At 68.4% G+C, this 16,651-nt stretch carries 14 protein-coding genes; all 14 read right to left on the bottom strand.

Going from position 1 to position 16,651, the window contains the following annotated elements:
• Positions 1-5 precede the first annotated feature (5 nt).
• The 14 genes from proS to nuoG all read right to left on the bottom strand — a co-directional run bounded on the left by proS (position 6) and on the right by nuoG (position 16,634).
• On the bottom strand, positions 6-1,331 hold the full coding sequence (gene proS, locus MMB17_RS13190) for a proline--tRNA ligase (protein WP_238312168.1): 1,326 nt from the start codon (positions 1,329-1,331) through the stop codon (positions 6-8).
• A gap of 609 nt (positions 1,332-1,940) precedes the next feature.
• Positions 1,941-3,248, bottom strand: coding sequence for a sugar MFS transporter (locus tag MMB17_RS13185; RefSeq protein ID WP_241099061.1), 1,308 nt, complete (start codon positions 3,246-3,248; stop codon positions 1,941-1,943).
• 123 nt (positions 3,249-3,371) lie between these two features.
• Entirely contained in the window at positions 3,372-3,698 is a 327-nt protein-coding gene (locus MMB17_RS13180) for a DUF1467 family protein (protein ID WP_241102189.1), read from the bottom strand.
• Positions 3,699-3,748: 50 nt separating this feature from the next.
• Positions 3,749-4,153 (bottom strand): methylmalonyl-CoA epimerase, encoded by a 405-nt coding sequence (gene mce / locus MMB17_RS13175; protein WP_238312172.1) that lies wholly within the window; start codon positions 4,151-4,153, stop codon positions 3,749-3,751.
• Between the two features lie 115 nt (positions 4,154-4,268).
• Entirely contained in the window at positions 4,269-5,942 is a 1,674-nt protein-coding gene (locus MMB17_RS13170; RefSeq protein WP_241099060.1) for a ribonuclease J, read from the bottom strand.
• A 19-nt stretch (positions 5,943-5,961) separates the two neighbouring features.
• Positions 5,962-6,747: a biotin--[acetyl-CoA-carboxylase] ligase gene (locus MMB17_RS13165; RefSeq protein WP_238312175.1), complete on the bottom strand. Its 786-nt coding sequence runs from the start codon at positions 6,745-6,747 to the stop codon at positions 5,962-5,964.
• Positions 6,748-6,752: 5 nt separating this feature from the next.
• Positions 6,753-8,192, bottom strand: coding sequence for an NADH-quinone oxidoreductase subunit NuoN (gene nuoN / locus MMB17_RS13160; protein WP_241099059.1), 1,440 nt, complete (start codon positions 8,190-8,192; stop codon positions 6,753-6,755).
• On the bottom strand, positions 8,189-9,760 hold the full coding sequence (locus MMB17_RS13155) for an NADH-quinone oxidoreductase subunit M (RefSeq protein ID WP_241099058.1): 1,572 nt from the start codon (positions 9,758-9,760) through the stop codon (positions 8,189-8,191). The genes nuoN and MMB17_RS13155 overlap by 4 nt, the downstream gene beginning before the upstream one ends.
• Complete coding sequence (gene nuoL / locus MMB17_RS13150) at positions 9,760-11,862, bottom strand: NADH-quinone oxidoreductase subunit L (RefSeq protein ID WP_241099057.1); 2,103 nt, start codon at positions 11,860-11,862, stop codon at positions 9,760-9,762. The genes MMB17_RS13155 and nuoL overlap by 1 nt, the downstream gene beginning before the upstream one ends.
• Before the next feature lie 55 nt (positions 11,863-11,917).
• The gene (gene nuoK, locus MMB17_RS13145) at positions 11,918-12,223 is read right to left on the bottom strand and encodes an NADH-quinone oxidoreductase subunit NuoK (RefSeq protein WP_238312181.1); all 306 of its coding nucleotides are present in this window, start codon (positions 12,221-12,223) and stop codon (positions 11,918-11,920) included.
• 24 nt (positions 12,224-12,247) lie between these two features.
• On the bottom strand, positions 12,248-12,868 hold the full coding sequence (locus MMB17_RS13140; protein ID WP_238312183.1) for an NADH-quinone oxidoreductase subunit J: 621 nt from the start codon (positions 12,866-12,868) through the stop codon (positions 12,248-12,250).
• A gap of 133 nt (positions 12,869-13,001) precedes the next feature.
• Positions 13,002-13,490 carry an NADH-quinone oxidoreductase subunit NuoI gene (gene nuoI, locus MMB17_RS13135; protein ID WP_238312185.1) on the bottom strand — a complete coding sequence of 163 codons (489 nt, stop codon included), beginning with the start codon at positions 13,488-13,490 and terminating at the stop codon, positions 13,002-13,004.
• A gap of 25 nt (positions 13,491-13,515) precedes the next feature.
• Positions 13,516-14,538: an NADH-quinone oxidoreductase subunit NuoH gene (gene nuoH / locus MMB17_RS13130; RefSeq protein ID WP_238312187.1), complete on the bottom strand. Its 1,023-nt coding sequence runs from the start codon at positions 14,536-14,538 to the stop codon at positions 13,516-13,518.
• 14 nt (positions 14,539-14,552) lie between these two features.
• Positions 14,553-16,634 (bottom strand): NADH-quinone oxidoreductase subunit NuoG, encoded by a 2,082-nt coding sequence (gene nuoG, locus MMB17_RS13125; RefSeq protein WP_238312188.1) that lies wholly within the window; start codon positions 16,632-16,634, stop codon positions 14,553-14,555.
• Between the last annotated feature and the right edge of the window lie 17 nt (positions 16,635-16,651).

The raw sequence follows: 16,651 nt of genomic DNA, 5'->3' as shown, positions 1-16,651 counted from the left end.
CCGCCTCAGACCAGCCGGAAGCGCGCGACGAGGTCGATCGGCGCGATGGTCTCGCGCTCGCCGGTGGCGCGGCGCTTGATCTCGACCTTGCCCTCGGCGAGCCCCTTCGGCCCGACGATGACCTGCCAGGGCAGGCCGATCAGGTCGGCGGTGGCGAACTTGGCGCCGGGGCGCTCGTCGCGGTCGTCGTAGAGCACCGACATGCCGCCGGTCTCCAGGCTCGCCTGGATCTCGGCGCAGGCCTTGTCGCAGGCGGCGTCGCCGACCTTCAGATTGATCAGGGCGACGTCGAAGGGCGCGACGGAATCCGGCCAGATGATGCCGCCCTCGTCGTGGCTCGCCTCGATGATCGCCGGCACGAGTCGGCTCGGGCCGATGCCGTAGGAGCCCATATGCACCGGCCGCTCCTGGCCGTCCGGCCCGGTGACCACGGCCTTCATCGGCGCGGAATACTTGGTGCCGAAATAGAAGATGTGCCCGACCTCGATGCCGCGGGCGGACATGCGCGCCTCCTCGGGCACCTCGGCGAAGACCGCCGCGTCGTGCATCTCGTCCGTGGCGGCGTAATGCGAGGTCCAGGCATCGACCGTGCCCTGCAGCCCGGCCACGTCGTCGAAATCGACGGTGGGCGGGGGGATGTCGAAGTCGAGATAGGCCTTGTCGCAGAAGACCTCGCTCTCGCCGGTCTGGGCGAGGATGATGAACTCATGGCTGAGATCGCCGCCGATCGGGCCGGTATCCGCCCGCATCGGGATCGCCTTGAGGCCGAGCGCCGAGAAGGTCCGCAGGTAGGCCACGAACATCTTGTTGTAGGAGTGCCGCGCACCGGCCTGATCGAGATCGAAGGAATAGGCGTCCTTCATCAGGAATTCCCGCGAGCGCATGGTGCCGAAGCGCGGCCGCACCTCGTCGCGGAACTTCCAGGAGATCTGGTAGAGGTTCTTGGGCAGGTCCTTGTAGGAGCGTGCGCTCGCCCGGAAGATCTCGGTGACGACTTCCTCGGCAGTGGGGCCGTACAGGATGTCGCGCTCGTGGCGGTCCTTGATGCGCAGCATCTCCTTGCCATAGGCCTCGTAGCGGCCCGATTCCCGCCAGAGATCGGCCGACTGGATCGTCGGCATCAGGATCTCGATGGCGCCAGCGCGGTTCTGCTCCTCGCGGATGATCTTACAGACCTTGTCCAGCACCCGCAGGCCGAGCGGCAGCCAGGCATAGATGCCCGCCGCCTCCTGACGGATCAGGCCCGCGCGCAGCATCAGCCGGTGCGAGACGATCTCGGCTTCCTTGGGCGTCTCGCGCAGGATCGGCAGGAAGTAGCGGGAGAGACGCATCGTCAGGCCTTCATGAAACCTTTTCGCACCCGTCGAGGGCGCGCTTGCGGGGCACACAACACATTGCCCCGGCAAAAGACAAGCGTTCCGGGGCGACGGTCTCCGCGCAATCGACGGAGGGGGACTTCACATCCCGGCGGCGCTGCGCCGCGCCGCGGTCCCCCCGACCGGAAGGGCATATTGCCCCGTGAAAAAAAACGCAGCAAATCTCTCTTGGGCTGATGACAAAGGGAAATCTTCTTCCTATAAGCGGCCCCGTGATGGTCGCAGCCGTCTTCCGGCAGCGAACGGTCCGGGTCTTGGGAGGAACAATCAGCCGCCGCGCCGATCAAGATGCGCGAGACAAATCGAGGCTGTTCATATCCTTTATTCAAAAGCAAGGCTTCGAGCCTTGCTTTTTGTTTTGTTGGACCCTCCCTTCCAACGCGTAAGTCTTGAAGACCCGCTCGCAGCAGAGCGGCCTCGGATGCGGCGTATCCGATTGTCTTGGACGCGCCCGATCTCCCCGGAGATCTGAACCGTCCCGCCGCTCCTCCAGCTCAGCCGGCGAAGTGTCACGCGACTTCTCGCGGTCGTCTCCCGAGATCCGGCCCGCGGCCGTGCACGCCGCTACGCGGCGACCGCGCCGGACCGCGTCGAGGCCTGGCCGAACACGTCCCGCAGGTTGGCGAAGGCATAGGCCGCGATGCAGAGGTAGCAGACCACCGGGGCGCCGAGGGATACGGCAAGCCCGAAGCCATCCGCCAGCATGCCGGTGATCACGGGCACGATCGCCCCGCCGACGATGGCGACACAGACGATCCCCGCCCCCTGCGCGGTCCGCGCGCCCAGCCCTTCGATCGCCATGGCGAAGATGGTCGGGAACATGATCGCATTGGCGAGCCCCACCGCGATCAGCGTCCAGGCCGCGAGCGGGCCGGCCGACAGGCCCGACAGGGTGGCGAGCAGGCCGGCCGTAAGCGCGCAGGCACAGAGCGCCGCCCCCGGCCGCACGAGGCGCAGCACCGCCGCGCCGACGATGCGGCCGGTGAGCGCGCCGCCCCAATAGAAGCTGAGGAGATGGGCCGCCCGTTCGGGGGTCGCCGCCAAAACCCGGGGCTGCTCCAGATAGCTGACCATCAGCGTCCCGATGGAGACTTCGGCGCCGACATAGAGAAAGATCGCCAGGGCTCCGAAGGCGAGGCGCGGCCGCCGCAGCAGGTCGAGCCCGAGGCCGCCGCGCCCGGCGGAGGCCGGCTTCTCCTCCCGCACCCGGCGGCGCAGGGACCAGAACAGGATCGCCAGGGCGCCGAGCCCCAGGGCAATCACCAGAAAGGGGGTGCGCACGACATCGGCCTCGGCCTGGCGCGCCGCGGCGAGGGCCGCTGCGTCCGTGCCCGCGGGCGCGGCCGATTGCGCCAGGATGGTGTAGGCGCCGATCACCGGCCCCACGGTGGTGCCGAGGGAATTGAAGGTCTGGGCCAGGGTGAGGCGGCTCGAGGCCTGGGCCGGGTCGCCGAGCCGGGCCACCAGGGGATTGGCCGCGACCTGAAGGATGGCGATGCCCGAGGCCATCACGAACAGGGCGAGCAGGAACATCGGGAACAGCCCGAGCCGCGCCGCCGGCGCGAAGAGCAGGCAGCCCGTGGCCATGACCAGCAGCCCGGTGACGAGGCCGCGCATGTAGCCGATCCGCGCCACCATCGCGCCGGCCGGCAGCGAAACCAGGGCATAGGCCGCGAAGAAGCAGAACTGGGTGAGCGTCGCCTCGGTGTAGCTCAGCGAGAACAGGCTCTTGAGCTTGGGCGTGACGATATCGACGAGGACGGTGGCGAGCCCCCAGGCGAAGAACAGCGCCAGCATGCAGGGAAAGAGCCAGCCCTGGCCGCCCGACCCGCCCTCGCTCCTGGCGGAGGTCGTCCCCGGGGCCGTCACCATGGCGTTCTCCCTGTCGCGCGCGGGTCAAGCCCGGCTCGCCCTTCGGCAGCTGCGCGTCCAGGGCAAAGTTGCAGAGGCAACGGCTCGGCTGTCAACAGAAAGCCGCACCGCATCCCAGGGGCTTCACAGCCGGGCCAGGGGGAAGACCAGCACCGCGATGAAGAATGCCACGGCCGCGACGAGGGTCGTGACGAGGGCCTTCTCGCGCAGGCGCGGCAGGGCGGGCGCGCCGGGATCCTGCCCCGGCACCATCCGCTGCGGATCGGCCTCCGGCGCGTTGCCAATCGGCAGGATCGCGAACAGGAAGGTCCACCACAGCACGAAATAGAGGGCGCAGGCCCCGAACACGGTCAGGTCGAACACCTTCACGGCGATCCAGGCGATCGCCGCCACGCCGGCGGCGACCACGAGGAGCGTGAGCGGCGTGGAGGCCGCGACGGATCGGAACAGGCTGCGCACGAAGGGGCTCTCTCGGAAACGTCGGAACGGCCGCAGGTCGCTCAGACCTGTTCCAGTTCCACCAGGGTGCCGAGGAAGTCCTTGGGATGCAGGAAGATCACCGGCTTGCCGTGGGCGCCGATCTTCGGCTCGCCGGTCCCGAGCACGCGGGCGCCGGCAGCCTTCATCTTGTCGCGGGCGGCGATGATGTCCTCGACCTCGTAGCAGACATGGTGGATGCCGCCGGCCGGGTTCTTGTCCACGAAGCCCTGGATGGTCGAGTTCTCGCCGAGGGGCGACATCAGCTCGACCTTGCTGTTGGGCAGCTCGACGAACACCACTGTCACGCCGTGCTCCGGCTGCGGCAGCGGCTCGGTCACCTTGGCGCCGAGGGTGTCGCGATAGACGGCCGTCGCCGCCTCGAGGTCCTTCACGGCGATGGCCACGTGGTTGAGCCGCCCGATCATTGTGTCGTCCTCCCTCGTCTCGTTCTTCGGTCACCGCGGGCGCGCGCGGCGGGTCGCCCGCCGGCGCCCGCGGTGACCGTTTCGGTCCCCGGCGCACGGGGCGCCGGGAAAGCTATCACACCTCGACCACCTGCACGTGGCAGGCGGGCTTCTTGCCCCAGGCCTCGTTGACGGCAGAGCGGACGGCCCGGTCGACCGCGTTCTCCACGGCCTCGGAATCCTTCATCTTGCCCCGCGACAGGCCGCTCAGGGTCCGGTGCACCGTGTCCACCACCGTGTCGAGCAGGGGCTCGTTCGAGCGCCCGCGGTTGGGCAGACCCATGATGTCCACCGCCGGCTCGCCGATCACCTCGCCCCGCTCGTCGATGGCGATGGCCACCGAGACGATGCCCGTCTGGGCGAGCTTGCGGCGCTCGGGGATGGCCCGGTCGTTCGCGTCGATCAGGACGTTGCCGTCCTTGAACAGGCGGCCGGCCTTGACGTGGCTGATCACCTCCGGGGCGCCCGGCGCCAGGCGCACCACGGAGCCGTTGCGCGCCTTCACCACCGTGTCGACGCCCTGCGAGCGGGCGAAGCGCGCATGCTCGTCGAGATGCAGGGCCTCGCCGTGCACCGGCACGGAGGCCTTGGGCCGCGTCCAGGAATACATCGCCACCATCTCGTCCCGGCGGGGATGGCCGGAGACGTGGACGAGTTCGGTCCGGTCGGTGATGACCTCGACGCCGGCCTCGATCAGGTCGTTGATGATGGCGCCGACATCCCGCTCGTTGCCGGGGATGGCCCGCGAGGAGAAGATCACCCGGTCGCCCGCGGTCAGCGAGATCGCCGGATGGTCGTCCCGCGACACCCGGGCCAGGGCCGCCCGAGGCTCACCCTGCGAGCCGGTGAGCAGGCAGACGACCTTGTCGCGGGGCAGGCGCGCGTAGGAATCGGCGGAGAGGAAGTCGGGCAGGCCGTCGAGATAGCCGCATTCCCGGGCGACATCGATCACCCGGTCCATGGCCCGGCCCACGGCGATCACCTGCCGGCCGCAGGCCTTGGCCGCGTCGGCCACGGCGCGGATGCGGGCGACGTTGGAGGCGAAGGTCGTCACCGCGACCCGGTGCGGCGCCTCCTCGATCAGGCGGGCCAGGGTGGCCGCCACCTCGGACTCGCTCGGGGAGCGGCCCTCGCGCACGATGTTGGTGGAATCGCAGACGAGCGCCAGCACGCCCTCGTCGCCGAGCGCCCGGAAGGCGTCGGGCGAGGTGATGTCGCCGGCCACCGGCGTGTCGTCGAGCTTCCAGTCACCCGTATGCAGCACGAGGCCGTGCTCCGTGCGGATGGCGATGGCGTTCGATTCCGGGATCGAGTGCGAGACCGGCACGAACTCGATCTCGAAGGGGCCGATCGGCACGCGCTTGCCGGGCTTGATCTCGCGCAGCTCCACCTTCGGCGCGCCGGGCTCGGAGAGCCGGCGGGTCTCCAAGAGCTGCTTGGCGAAGCGGGTCGCGTAGACCGGCGCCTTGAGCCGCGGCCACAGCTCGCTCACCGCGCCGATATGGTCCTCGTGCGCATGGGTGATGAAGATGCCCAGAAGGTCCTTCCGGCGCTCCTCGATGAAGCTGAGGTCGGGGAACATCAGGTCGATGCCGGGGAAACCCTCCTCGCCGGCAAAGCCCATTCCGCAATCGACCATGATCCATTTGCGGCTCTTCTCCGGGCCGAAGCCATAGAGGGCCGCGTTCATGCCGATCTCGCCCACGCCGCCGAGCGGCACGAAGACGAGTTCGTCCTGCCTAGTCGTCATCTTGTCCTTGGTTCCACGTTCAGGCCGCCGTCGCGGCTTCTCCGAAATGCACCTCGCCCGCCGTCACGGTTCGCCGCGTACCATCATCCGGGGCGAGGATCACGAGCCGCCCCCCCTCGTCGATATCGTCGAAGGTCCCCGCCAGCGTCTCGCTGCCGGTGCGCACCGCCACGGGCTGCTTCAGCCCCGCGGCGCGCTCCAGCCAGCGCCGGCGGATTCCTTCCGGAAATCCGCGCCCCTTGTTCCAGATCCGGGCCGCTTCCACAAATCGTTCCGACAGGAATTCGAAGAGAAGCGGCGCATTGCCCCCGCCATGATCGCGCAGGCAGGCCGCCGGAGAGGGCAATCCCTCGGGTGCGGCGGCGACATTGACGCCGAAACCGATCACCACCGCCCGCCGCCCGCCGGGCAGCTGCTCGGCCTCCAGGAGGATGCCGGCGAGCTTCCTGCCCTCCGCCAGCACGTCGTTGGGCCATTTCAGGCGGAACGCGTCCGGGGACTTGGTCACGTCGCCGAGCGCCCCCACCAGGGCCACGCCGGCCACGAAGCCCAGGGTCGCGACCAGCTCCGGCGCCACGCCCGGCACCGGCCAGAGCAGGCTGGCGGCGAGGTTGCCTTCCGGCGAGACCCAGGCATTGCCGCGCCGCCCTCGGCCCGCCTCCTGGCGCTTCGTCACCACCCAGAGCGGGCCGGCCGTCCCCTCCCGGGCGAGGCGCAGGGCCTCGCTGTTGGTCGAGGGCAGCGTGTCGTGCAGGTGCAGACGATGCCCCTCGGCCCTTGCCCCCTGGCCGAGCCGAAACGTCATCGCTCTCAGAACAGGGACTTTGCCGCCTCGCCGGCCGCCGCCACGAGGGGCGCCGGGGCGAGGAAGAACAGCAGCACCACCGCACTCGACACGCCGAGCACGATGCGCAGGCCCGGCGCCATCGGCTCGTAGGGCGCGCGGGCATCGTCGAAATACATCACCTTGACGAGGCGCAGGTAGTAGAAGGCACCGACCACGCTGGTGACGACGCCGATCACGGCCAGCGTCACGAGCCCTTCCTTGATGGCGGCGGCGAAGACGTAGAACTTCGCGAAGAAGCCGGCCAGGGGCGGGATGCCGGCCAGCGAGAACATCATCGCGGCGAGGCAGAAGGCCAGGACGGGATGCGTCCGCGACAGGCCGGACAGGTCGTTGATCGTCTCGTACATCCGGTCCTGGCGGCGCAGGCTCAGGAGCACCGCGAAGGCGCCCAGCGTCATCGCCAGGTAGATGATCATGTAGATGATGACGCCGCGCACGCCCTCCTCGGTGCCGGCGGCGAGGCCGATCAGGGCGTAGCCGACATTGCCGATGGAGGAATAGGCCATCAGGCGCTTGATGTTGCGCTGGCCGATGGCGGCGAAGGAGCCCAGCGCCATCGAGGCGATCGCCACGAACACGATGATCTGCTGCCAGATCGCCGTCACGTCCGGGAAGGCGCCGATGAAGACGCGCACGGTCATCGCCATGGCCGCCATCTTCGGGGCGGAGGCGAAGAAGGCGGTCACCGGGGTCGGCGAGCCCTCGTAGACGTCCGGCGTCCACATATGGAACGGCACGGCGGCGAGCTTGAAGGCGACGCCGGCCGCCACGAACACGATGCCGAGCACGATGCCGAAGCTGGTGGCGCCGTGCAGGGCGGTCACGATGCCCGGGAAGGAGACGGTGCCGGTGAAACCGTAGACCAGCGAGGCGCCGTAGAGCAGCATGCCGGAGGAGAGCGCGCCGAGCACGAAGTACTTCAGCCCGGCTTCCGTCGACTTCACGTCGTCGCGGTGGAAGGCGGCGATGACGTAGGCGGCGAGCGACTGCAGCTCCAGGCCGAGATAGAGCGCGATCAGGTCGTTGGCCGAGGCCATCACCATCATGCCGATGGTGCAGAGCACGACCAGCAGCGGATATTCGAACCGGTCGATCCGCTCGCGCTGGAAGTAGTCGCGCGAGAGCAGGATGGTGGCGGCCGAGCCGATCAGGATCAGGGCCTTCATCACCCGGGCGAAGTTGTCGGCGATGAAGGCGCCGTTCAGCGTCGTCACCTTGCCCTGCTGGGTCACCACCAGGAAGAAGGTGAAGATCAGGAAGGCGAGCGCGCCGAGATTGACCCCTTCCGAGGATTTCTCGCCGCGCCAGGCGCCGTAGAGCACCAGCAGCAGGGCGCCGATGCTGAGCACGATCTCCGGCAGGACCGGGAGGATCGAGGGCATCACGGAATGGATGTTGCTCATCGGGCGGCGACCTCGGACGCGGCGTCGGCCAGCTTGGGCTTCTCCGCCGTCTTGAGCTTCAGCTTCTCGGCCTCGGCGGCCTGCGTGTTGGCGAGCGCGGCGCGCATGTTCTGCATCAGCTGGTCCGTCGACGGGGCGAAGGTGTCGAGGACCGGCGCGGGATGGACGCCGTACCAGATCGTCAGGGCGACGAGGGGGGCGATGATCAGCTTCTCGCGGGTGTCCAGATCGAGAATGCCCTGGAGGCTCGGCTTCTCGAGCTTGCCGTAGATCACCCGGGCGTAGAGCCAGAGGGCGTAGGCCGCCGAGAGGATGATGCCGAAGACCGAGAAGAAGGCCACGGTCGGGTTCGTCCGGAAGGCGCCCATCATGGCCAGGAACTCGCCGACGAAGCCGGAGGTGCCGGGCAGGCCGACATTGGCCATGGTGAAGACCATCATCGCCGCCGCGTAGAGCGGCATCCGCTTCACCAGGCCGCCATAGGCCGCGATCTCGCGGGTGTGCATGCGGTCGTAGACCACGCCGACGCAGAGGAAGAGCGCGCCCGAGACGATGCCGTGGGAGATCATCAGGAACAGGGCGCCCTGGATGCCCTGCTCGTTCAGCGTGAACAGGCCGAGCGTCACGAAGCCCATATGCGCCACGGAGGAATAGGCGATCAGCTTCTTGATGTCGGTCTGCATCATCGCGGTGAGCGAGGTGAAGATGATCGCGATCACCGAGAGGGCGAAGACGAGGGGCGCGAAGTACTGGCTCGCATCCGGCAGCATCGGCAGCGAGATCCGGATGAAGCCGTAGCCGCCCATCTTCAGGAGGATGCCCGCCAGGATCACCGAGCCGGCGGTGGGCGCCTCGACGTGGGCGTCCGGCAGCCAGGTATGGACCGGCCACATCGGCATCTTCACCGCGAAGGAGGCGAAGAAGGCGAGCCAGAGCCAAGTCTGCATGCCCACCGGGAAGCGGTGCGCGAGCAGCGTCGGGATGTCGGTGGTGCCGGCCTCCCAGTACATCGCCATGATGGCGAGCAGCATCAGCACCGAGCCGAGCAGGGTGTAGAGGAAGAACTTGAAGCTCGCGTAGATGCGCCGCTTGCCGCCCCAGATGCCGATGATGAGGAACATCGGGATCAGTCCGGCCTCGAAGAACAGGTAGAACAGCACCAGGTCGAGGGCGCAGAACACGCCGATCATCGTCGTCTCGAGGACGAGGAAGGCGACGAAGTACTCCTTCACGCGGCTCTCGACCGAGAGCCACGAGGCGCCGATGCAGAACGGCATCAGGAAGGTGGTCAGCAGGATCAGCGGCATCGAGAAGCCGTCGATGCCGAGCTTGAACTTGATCGTCTCGGCGAGCCAGCCATGGGTCTCGACGAGCTGGAAGCTCGGGCTCGCCACGTCGTAGCGCGCCCAGGCGACCAAGGAGAGCAGGAAGGTGACCACCGTGGTGATCAGCGCCGCCCAGCGGGCGTTGCGCTTCACGCCCTCGGTCTCGTCGCCGAGGGTCAGGATGAAGGCCGCACCGACGAGCGGAACGATCAGCAGGCCCGAGAGGATGCCGAGACCGAGCATCAGTGCGCCCCCCCGGCCGCGCCGGTCACGAGATACCAGGTGATCAGCCCCGCGACGCCGATCAGCATCACGAAGGCGTAGTGATAGACGTAGCCGGTCTGGAGCCGGACCACGCCGCGGGTCACGTCGACCACGCGCGCGGCGATGCCGTTCGGGCCGAGGCCGTCGATGATGCGGCCGTCGCCCTCCTTCCAGAGGAACAGGCCGAAATTCTTGGCCGGTCGGACGAAGATCCGGTCGTAGATCTCATCGAAGTACCACTTGTTGAGCAGGAAGCGGTACAGGACCGGCTGGGACTCGGCGAGCCGGTGCGGCATGTCCGGCCGGCGGATATACATCCAGAAGGCGAGCAGGAAGCCGGCCACCAGCATCACGAAGGGCGAGAGCGAGACCCAGCGGGGCGCCTCGTGGATCGCGTGCATGATGTGGTTCTCGGGGCCGTGCGCCAGGGCATGGCCCCAGAAGGCCTCCATGTCGTGCCCGATGAAGCGCTCCTTGAACACGAGGCCCGAGAGCAGCGCGCCGACCGCCAGGATCGCCAGCGGGATCGTCATCACCAGCGGGCTCTCGTGCGGCGTGTGGACGTGGTCGTGATGCTCGATCGCGCTGTGCGAGGCGGGCTCCACGTCGTGGCCGTGATCGTCGTGGGCGACGCCCTCGTGGTGGCCGGGGGCTCCGTCCGCCTCATGGGCCGAAGCGCCATGGGCATGGGCGCCATGAGCGTGGGCATCGTGGCCGTGGGCGCCCTGCGCCGCCCAGCGGGCCGGGCCCTCGAAGGTCAGGAAGAACAGGCGCCAGGAATAGAAGGAGGTCATGAAGGCCGCCACCACCGTCGCCAGGAAGGCGAGCACGTGGCCCGGGCGGTCGGACATGTAGGCCGCCTCGATGATCGCGTCCTTCGAGTAGTAGCCCGCGGTGAAGGGGAAGCCGATCAGCGCGAGGGTGCCGATCGTCATCATCGCCGTGGTGAAGGGGATGTAGCGGCGCAGGGCCCCCATGTTCCGCATGTCCTGCTCGTGGTGCATCGCGTGGATGACCGAGCCGGCCCCGAGGAACAGCAGCGCCTTGAAGAAGGCGTGGGTGAAGAGGTGGAACACGCCCGCGGCATAGGCGCCGACGCCCAGCGCCACGAACATGTAGCCGAGCTGCGAGCAGGTCGAGTAGGCAATGACCCGCTTGATGTCGTTCTGCACGAGGCCGACGGTCGCCGCGAAGAAGGCGGTGATGCCGCCGATGATCGTGACCACCGAAAGCGCGGTCGGCGCCAGCTCGAAGATCGGCGACAGGCGGGCGACCATGAACACGCCCGCGGTCACCATGGTGGCGGCGTGGATGAGGGCGGAGACCGGGGTCGGGCCCTCCATCGCGTCCGGCAGCCAGGTGTGCAGCAGGAACTGCGCCGACTTGCCCATGGCGCCCATGAACAGCAGTAGGCAGGCGAGCGTCAGGGCGTGCCAGTCATGGCCCAGGAAGTGGAAATGCGCGTCCTTCAGCTCGGGCAGCTTGGCGAAGATGCCGTCGAAGGCGACCGAGCCGGTGAGCACGAAGACGAGGAAGATGCCCAGCGAGAAGCCGAAATCGCCGACGCGGTTGACGATGAAGGCCTTCATCGCCGCGGCATTGGCCGAGGGCTTCTCGTACCAGAAGCCGATCAGCAGGTAGGAGGCGAGGCCGACGCCCTCCCAGCCGAAGAACATCTGCACAAGGTTGTCGGAGGTCACCAGCATCAGCATCGCGAAGGTGAACAGCGACAGGTAGGCGAAGAAGCGCGGCCGGTGCGGATCCTCGTGCATGTAGCCGATGGAATAGAGGTGCACGAGCGTCGAGACCGAGGTGACGACGATCAGCATCACCGCGGTCAGCGTGTCGGCCTTGAAGGCCCAGTCGACCACGAGGTCGCCGGCGGAAAACCACTGCGCCACCTGCACCCGCTCGGCATGTCCCTCTCCGGTCACCAGGAAGAAGGCGCCCCAGGCGATCAGGCAGGCGAAGGCCAGGCAGCCCGTCGTCACGTACTCGCTGATCCGGGCGCCGATGACGCGGCCGAACAGGCCGGCGACGAGGGCGCCGATCAGGGGGAAGAAGACGATCGCGTGGTACATGTCGGGCAGAAGCCTCGCAGAAGGCGGAAGGAAAGGGCGGCGGCGCTCGGCGCGGTCACCCCTTCATCATGCTCACGTCCTCGACGGCGATGGAGCCGCGGTTGCGGAAGAACACCACTAGGATGGCGAGCCCGATGGCGGCCTCGGCGGCGGCGACAGTCAGCACGAACAGCGCGAAGACCTGCCCGGTGATGTCGCCGAGATGGGTCGAGAAGGCCACGAGGTTGATGTTCACGGCGAGCAGGATCAGCTCGACCGACATCAGGATCACGATGACGTTCTTGCGGTTGATGAAGATGCCGAGCACCCCGAGGGTGAACAGGATCGCGGCGACCGTCAGGTAGTGGCTCAGGCCGATCATGACGAAGACTCCTGCCTAGCCCGTTCAGACCTCGACGCCCTGGCGCGAGGGCACCTTGACGTTGGTCACGGCCATGCCCTGCGTGCGGGCGTTCTGGACGGCGATGTTCTGGCGCTTCACGCCCGGGCGGTCCCGCAGCGTCAGCACGATCGCGCCGATCATCGCCACCAGCAGGACGAGGCCGGCGATCTGGAAGAAATAGACGTAGTCCGTATAGAGGACGCGCCCGAGCTCCTGGGCGTTGGTCAGGCCCTCGGCGCCGGCGGCGCGGCCGAGGGGCGCTTGCACGAGGCCGGGATCGATCGTCCAGGATCCGACGACGAGGATGAGCTCGATGGCGAAGACCGCGCCGATCAGCGCGCCGATCGGCAGGTAGCGCTGGAAGCCCTGGCGAAGCGCGGCAAAATCCACGTCGAGCATCATCACGACGAAGAGGAACAGCACCGCCACGGCGCCGACATAGACGACCACCAGAATCATCGCCAGGAACTCGGCGCCCATCAGCACGAACAGGCCGGCCGCGTTCACGAAGGCGAGGATCAGGAACAGAACGGACGTGACCGGGTTCCTCGCCGAGATGACCATGAAGGCCGAGGCGAGGGCGACGCCCGCGAAGAGGTAGAAGAAGGCGGCGGCTGCGGTCATGCGGTCTTCAGCGTAGCCGCCCTGCGAGGGCGGCTCCTCCTGCCTTGAGAGACTCGGTCGAACCGCGGCGGGCGGCCCGTCTATAAAACCCGGTCCTGCGGCGCACAACCGGCGCGCCGCCCGGTCCAGAGCGTCAGCGATACGGCGCGTCGATCGCGATGTTGCGGGCGATCTCGCGCTCCCAGCGGTCGCCGTTCGCGAGCAGCTTCTGCTTGTCGTAGAGCAGCTCTTCCCGGGTCTCGACGGAGAACTCGAAGTTCGGCCCCTCGACGATGGCGTCCACCGGGCAGGCCTCCTGGCACATGCCGCAATAGATGCACTTCACCATGTCGATGTCGTAGCGGGTGGTGCGCCGCGTGCCGTCGTTGCGGCGCGGCCCCGCCTCGATGGTGATGGCCTGGGCCGGGCAGATCGCCTCGCAGAGCTTGCAGGCGATGCAGCGTTCCTCGCCGTTGGGATAGCGCCGCAGGGCGTGCTCCCCGCGGAAGCGGGGGCCGCGATGGCCCATCTCGAACGGGTAGTTGATGGTGGCCTTGGGCTTGAAGAAATACTTCATGGCGAGGACGAACCCCGACACGAACTCCTTGAGCAGAAGGCTGCGTGCGACCTGATCGAGCTTCACGGCGCGATCTCCGATGCGGTTGCGGTCAGGCCCCCGGCGCGAGGCCGGTGAGCTTGAGGACGAAGGCGACGACGACGACCGAGATCAGCGAGAGGGGAAGGAACACCTTCCAGCCGAGCCGCATGAGCTGGTCGTAGCGGTAGCGGGGCACCATGGCTTTCACCATGGCGATCATGAAGAACAGGAAGCTCGCCTTGAGCGCGAACCAGATCACGCCGGGCACCCAGGTGAAGGGCGCGAAGGGGATCGGCGAGAGCCAGCCGCCCAGGAACAGCACCGTGCCGAGCGCGCACATGGTCATGATCGCCACGTACTCGCCGAGCATGAACAGCAGGTACGGGGTCGAGGAATACTCGACCATGTAGCCGGCCACGAGCTCGGATTCCGCCTCCGGCAGGTCGAAGGGCGGCCGGTTCGTCTCGGCCAGCGCCGAGATGAAGAACACCACGAACATCGGGAACAGCCACAGCCAGTACCAGCCGAGGATGCCGAGCGAGGTGTCCTGCGCCATCACGATGCGCGACAGGTTGAGCGAGCCGGCGCAGAGCAGCACGCAGATGATCACGAAGCCGAGGGAGACCTCGTAGGAGATCATCTGCGCGGCCGAGCGCAGGGCGCCGAGGAAGGCGTATTTCGAGTTCGAAGCCCAGCCGCCCATGATGACGCCGTAGACGCCGAGCGACGAGATCGCGAAGATGTAGGTGATGCCGACATTGATGTCGGCGATGGCCCAGTTCTCCGCGAGCGGGATCACCGCCCAGGAGGAGAGCGCCAGCGTCGCGAAGACGAGGGGGGCCAGCAGGTAGATCGCCTTGTTGGCGCCCGCCGGGATCACCGGCTCCTTGATCACGAACTTGATCAGGTCCGCGAAGGACTGGAACAGGCCGAAGGGGCCGACCACGTTCGGGCCGCGGCGCAACTGCACTGCCGCCCAGATCTTGCGGTCGGCGAGCAGGGCATAGGCGATGAAGACCAGCAGCGCCGAGAGCAGAACCAGGCTCTTGAGCGCCACCAGCAGCACGGTGCCGATCATCTCGAGGGGCGTCATGGGCGTCTAGCTCCTCACTCGGCCGCTTCGAGCGCCCGCCCGCGGGCGAGGTTCGAGCATTCCGCGAGCACCCGCGAGGCGCGGGCGATCGGGTTCGACAGGTAGAAGTCGCTGATCGGCGAGACGAACCCGTCCCGGGCCGGGCTGCCGCCGAGGCCGCTCAGGGTCTCGACGGTGGCGGCGACGTCGCCGCCCTGGACCGCGTTGAGCGCGGCGAAGACCGGATATTCCGCGTAGAGCGCCCGGCGCAGGGCGGCGAGGGAATCGTAGGGCAGCGTGTGGCCGAGCCGCTCGGACAGGGCCCGCAGGATCGCCCAGTCCTCGCGGGCATCGCCCGGCGGGAAGCCGGCGCGCCCGGTCATCTGCACCCGGCCCTCCAGGTTCACGAAGGTGGCGCTCTTCTCGGTGTAGGTGGCGCCGGGCAGGATCACGTCGGCGCGCATGGCGCCGAGATCGCCGTGGGTGCCCTGGTAGATCACGAAGGCGCCGGGCTCGATCGCCCGCTCGTCGGCGCCGAGGTTGAACACCACGTCGAGGGCGCCCGCCGCGCAGATGCCGGCGAAGTCGAGGCCCCCCTCCCCCGGCACGAAGCCGAGATCGAGGGCGCCGGCGCGGGCCGCGGCGGTCGGCAGCACGCCGAAGCCGTTCCAGTCCGGGGTGACCGCGCCGATCGCCTTGGCATAGGCGGCCGCCGCCGCGAGCACCGCGGCGCCGTCGGGCCGGGCGACCGCGCCGGTGCCGACGATGACGAGGGGCCGCTCGGCCTTCTCCAGCACCGCGTGGAAGCTGTGCTGGCCCGCGGCGAGGTCGGCCAGGGTCTCGGGGCCGGCGCCGAGATAGGTGTGGGGATAGGTGAGGTCCACGTCCTCGCCGATCAGCCCGACCGCGAGGGGCGCCATCCGCCAGCGCTTGCGGATGCGGACATTGAGGAGCGAGGCCTCGAGGCGGGGATTGGTGCCGACGAGCAGGATCGCGTCCGCCTGCTCGATGCCGGGGATCGTCACGGGCAGGGTGTAGGCGGCCCGGCCCCAGGCCGGATCGATCGCCTCGCCGGCCTGGCGGCTGTCGCGGTTCGTCACGCCCAGCGCGGTCATGAGCTGCTTGAGCGCGAAGATCTCCTCGACGCCGGCGAGGTCGCCGACGAGCGCACCGATGCGGCTCGGATCCGTGCCCTTCACCTTGGCGGCGATGGCCGCGAAGGCCTCGCCCCAGGAGGCGGGGCGCAGGCGGCCGTTCTCACGCAGGAAGGGCCGGTCGAGGCGCTGAAGCCGCAGGCCGTCCACGACCTGGCGCGTCTTGTCGGAGATCCACTCCTCGTTGATGTCCTCGTTCAGCCGTGGGTTGATCTGCATGACCTCGCGGCCGCGGGCATCCACCCGGATCGCGGAGCCGACCGCGTCCATCACGTCGATCGACTCGGTCTTGTGCAGCTCCCAGGGGCGCACGTTGTAGCTCTGGGGCTTGGGCACGAGGGCGCCCACGGGGCAGAGATCGGCCACGTTGCCCTGCAGCTCCGAGCCCATGGCCTGCTCGAGATAGGAGGTGATCTCCATGTCCTCGCCGCGGCCGATGGCGCCGAGATCCGGCACGCCGGCCACCTCCGCCAGGAAGCGCACGCAGCGGGTGCAGTGGATGCAGCGGTTCATCGCCGTCCGCACCAGCGGGCCGATATACTTCTCCTCGACCGCCCGCTTGTTCTCCTTGTAGCGGGTCGAGTCGACGCCGTAGGCCATCGCCTGGTCCTGCAGGTCGCAATGGCCGCCCTGGTCGCAGATCGGGCAATCGAGCGGGTGGTTGATGAGCAGGAACTCCATCACCCCCTCGCGCGCCTTCTTGGTGAGCCCGGAGCGGGTCAGCACCTCGGGCGGCTCGCCGTTCGGGCCGGGGCGGCAATCCTTCACCGCGTAGGCGCAGGAGGCCACGGGCTTCGGGGCGCCCTTCAGCTCCACCAGGCACATGCGGCAATTGCCGGCGATGGACAGCCGCTCGTGGAAGCAGAAGCGCGGGATCTCCGCACCCGCGATCTCGCAGGCCTGGAGCAGGGTGTAGTCGGCCGGGACATCGACCTCGGTGCCGTCGACGAGGATCTTGGTCATCGGGTCATCTCGAAGGT

The sequence above is a fragment of the Methylobacterium organophilum genome, from assembly GCF_022533465.1.
In the GTDB taxonomy this organism is placed as follows: domain Bacteria; phylum Pseudomonadota; class Alphaproteobacteria; order Rhizobiales; family Beijerinckiaceae; genus Methylobacterium; species Methylobacterium organophilum.
Note: the sequence above shows the minus strand (reverse complement) of the source record. Positions and strands in the feature narration are given on the sequence as shown.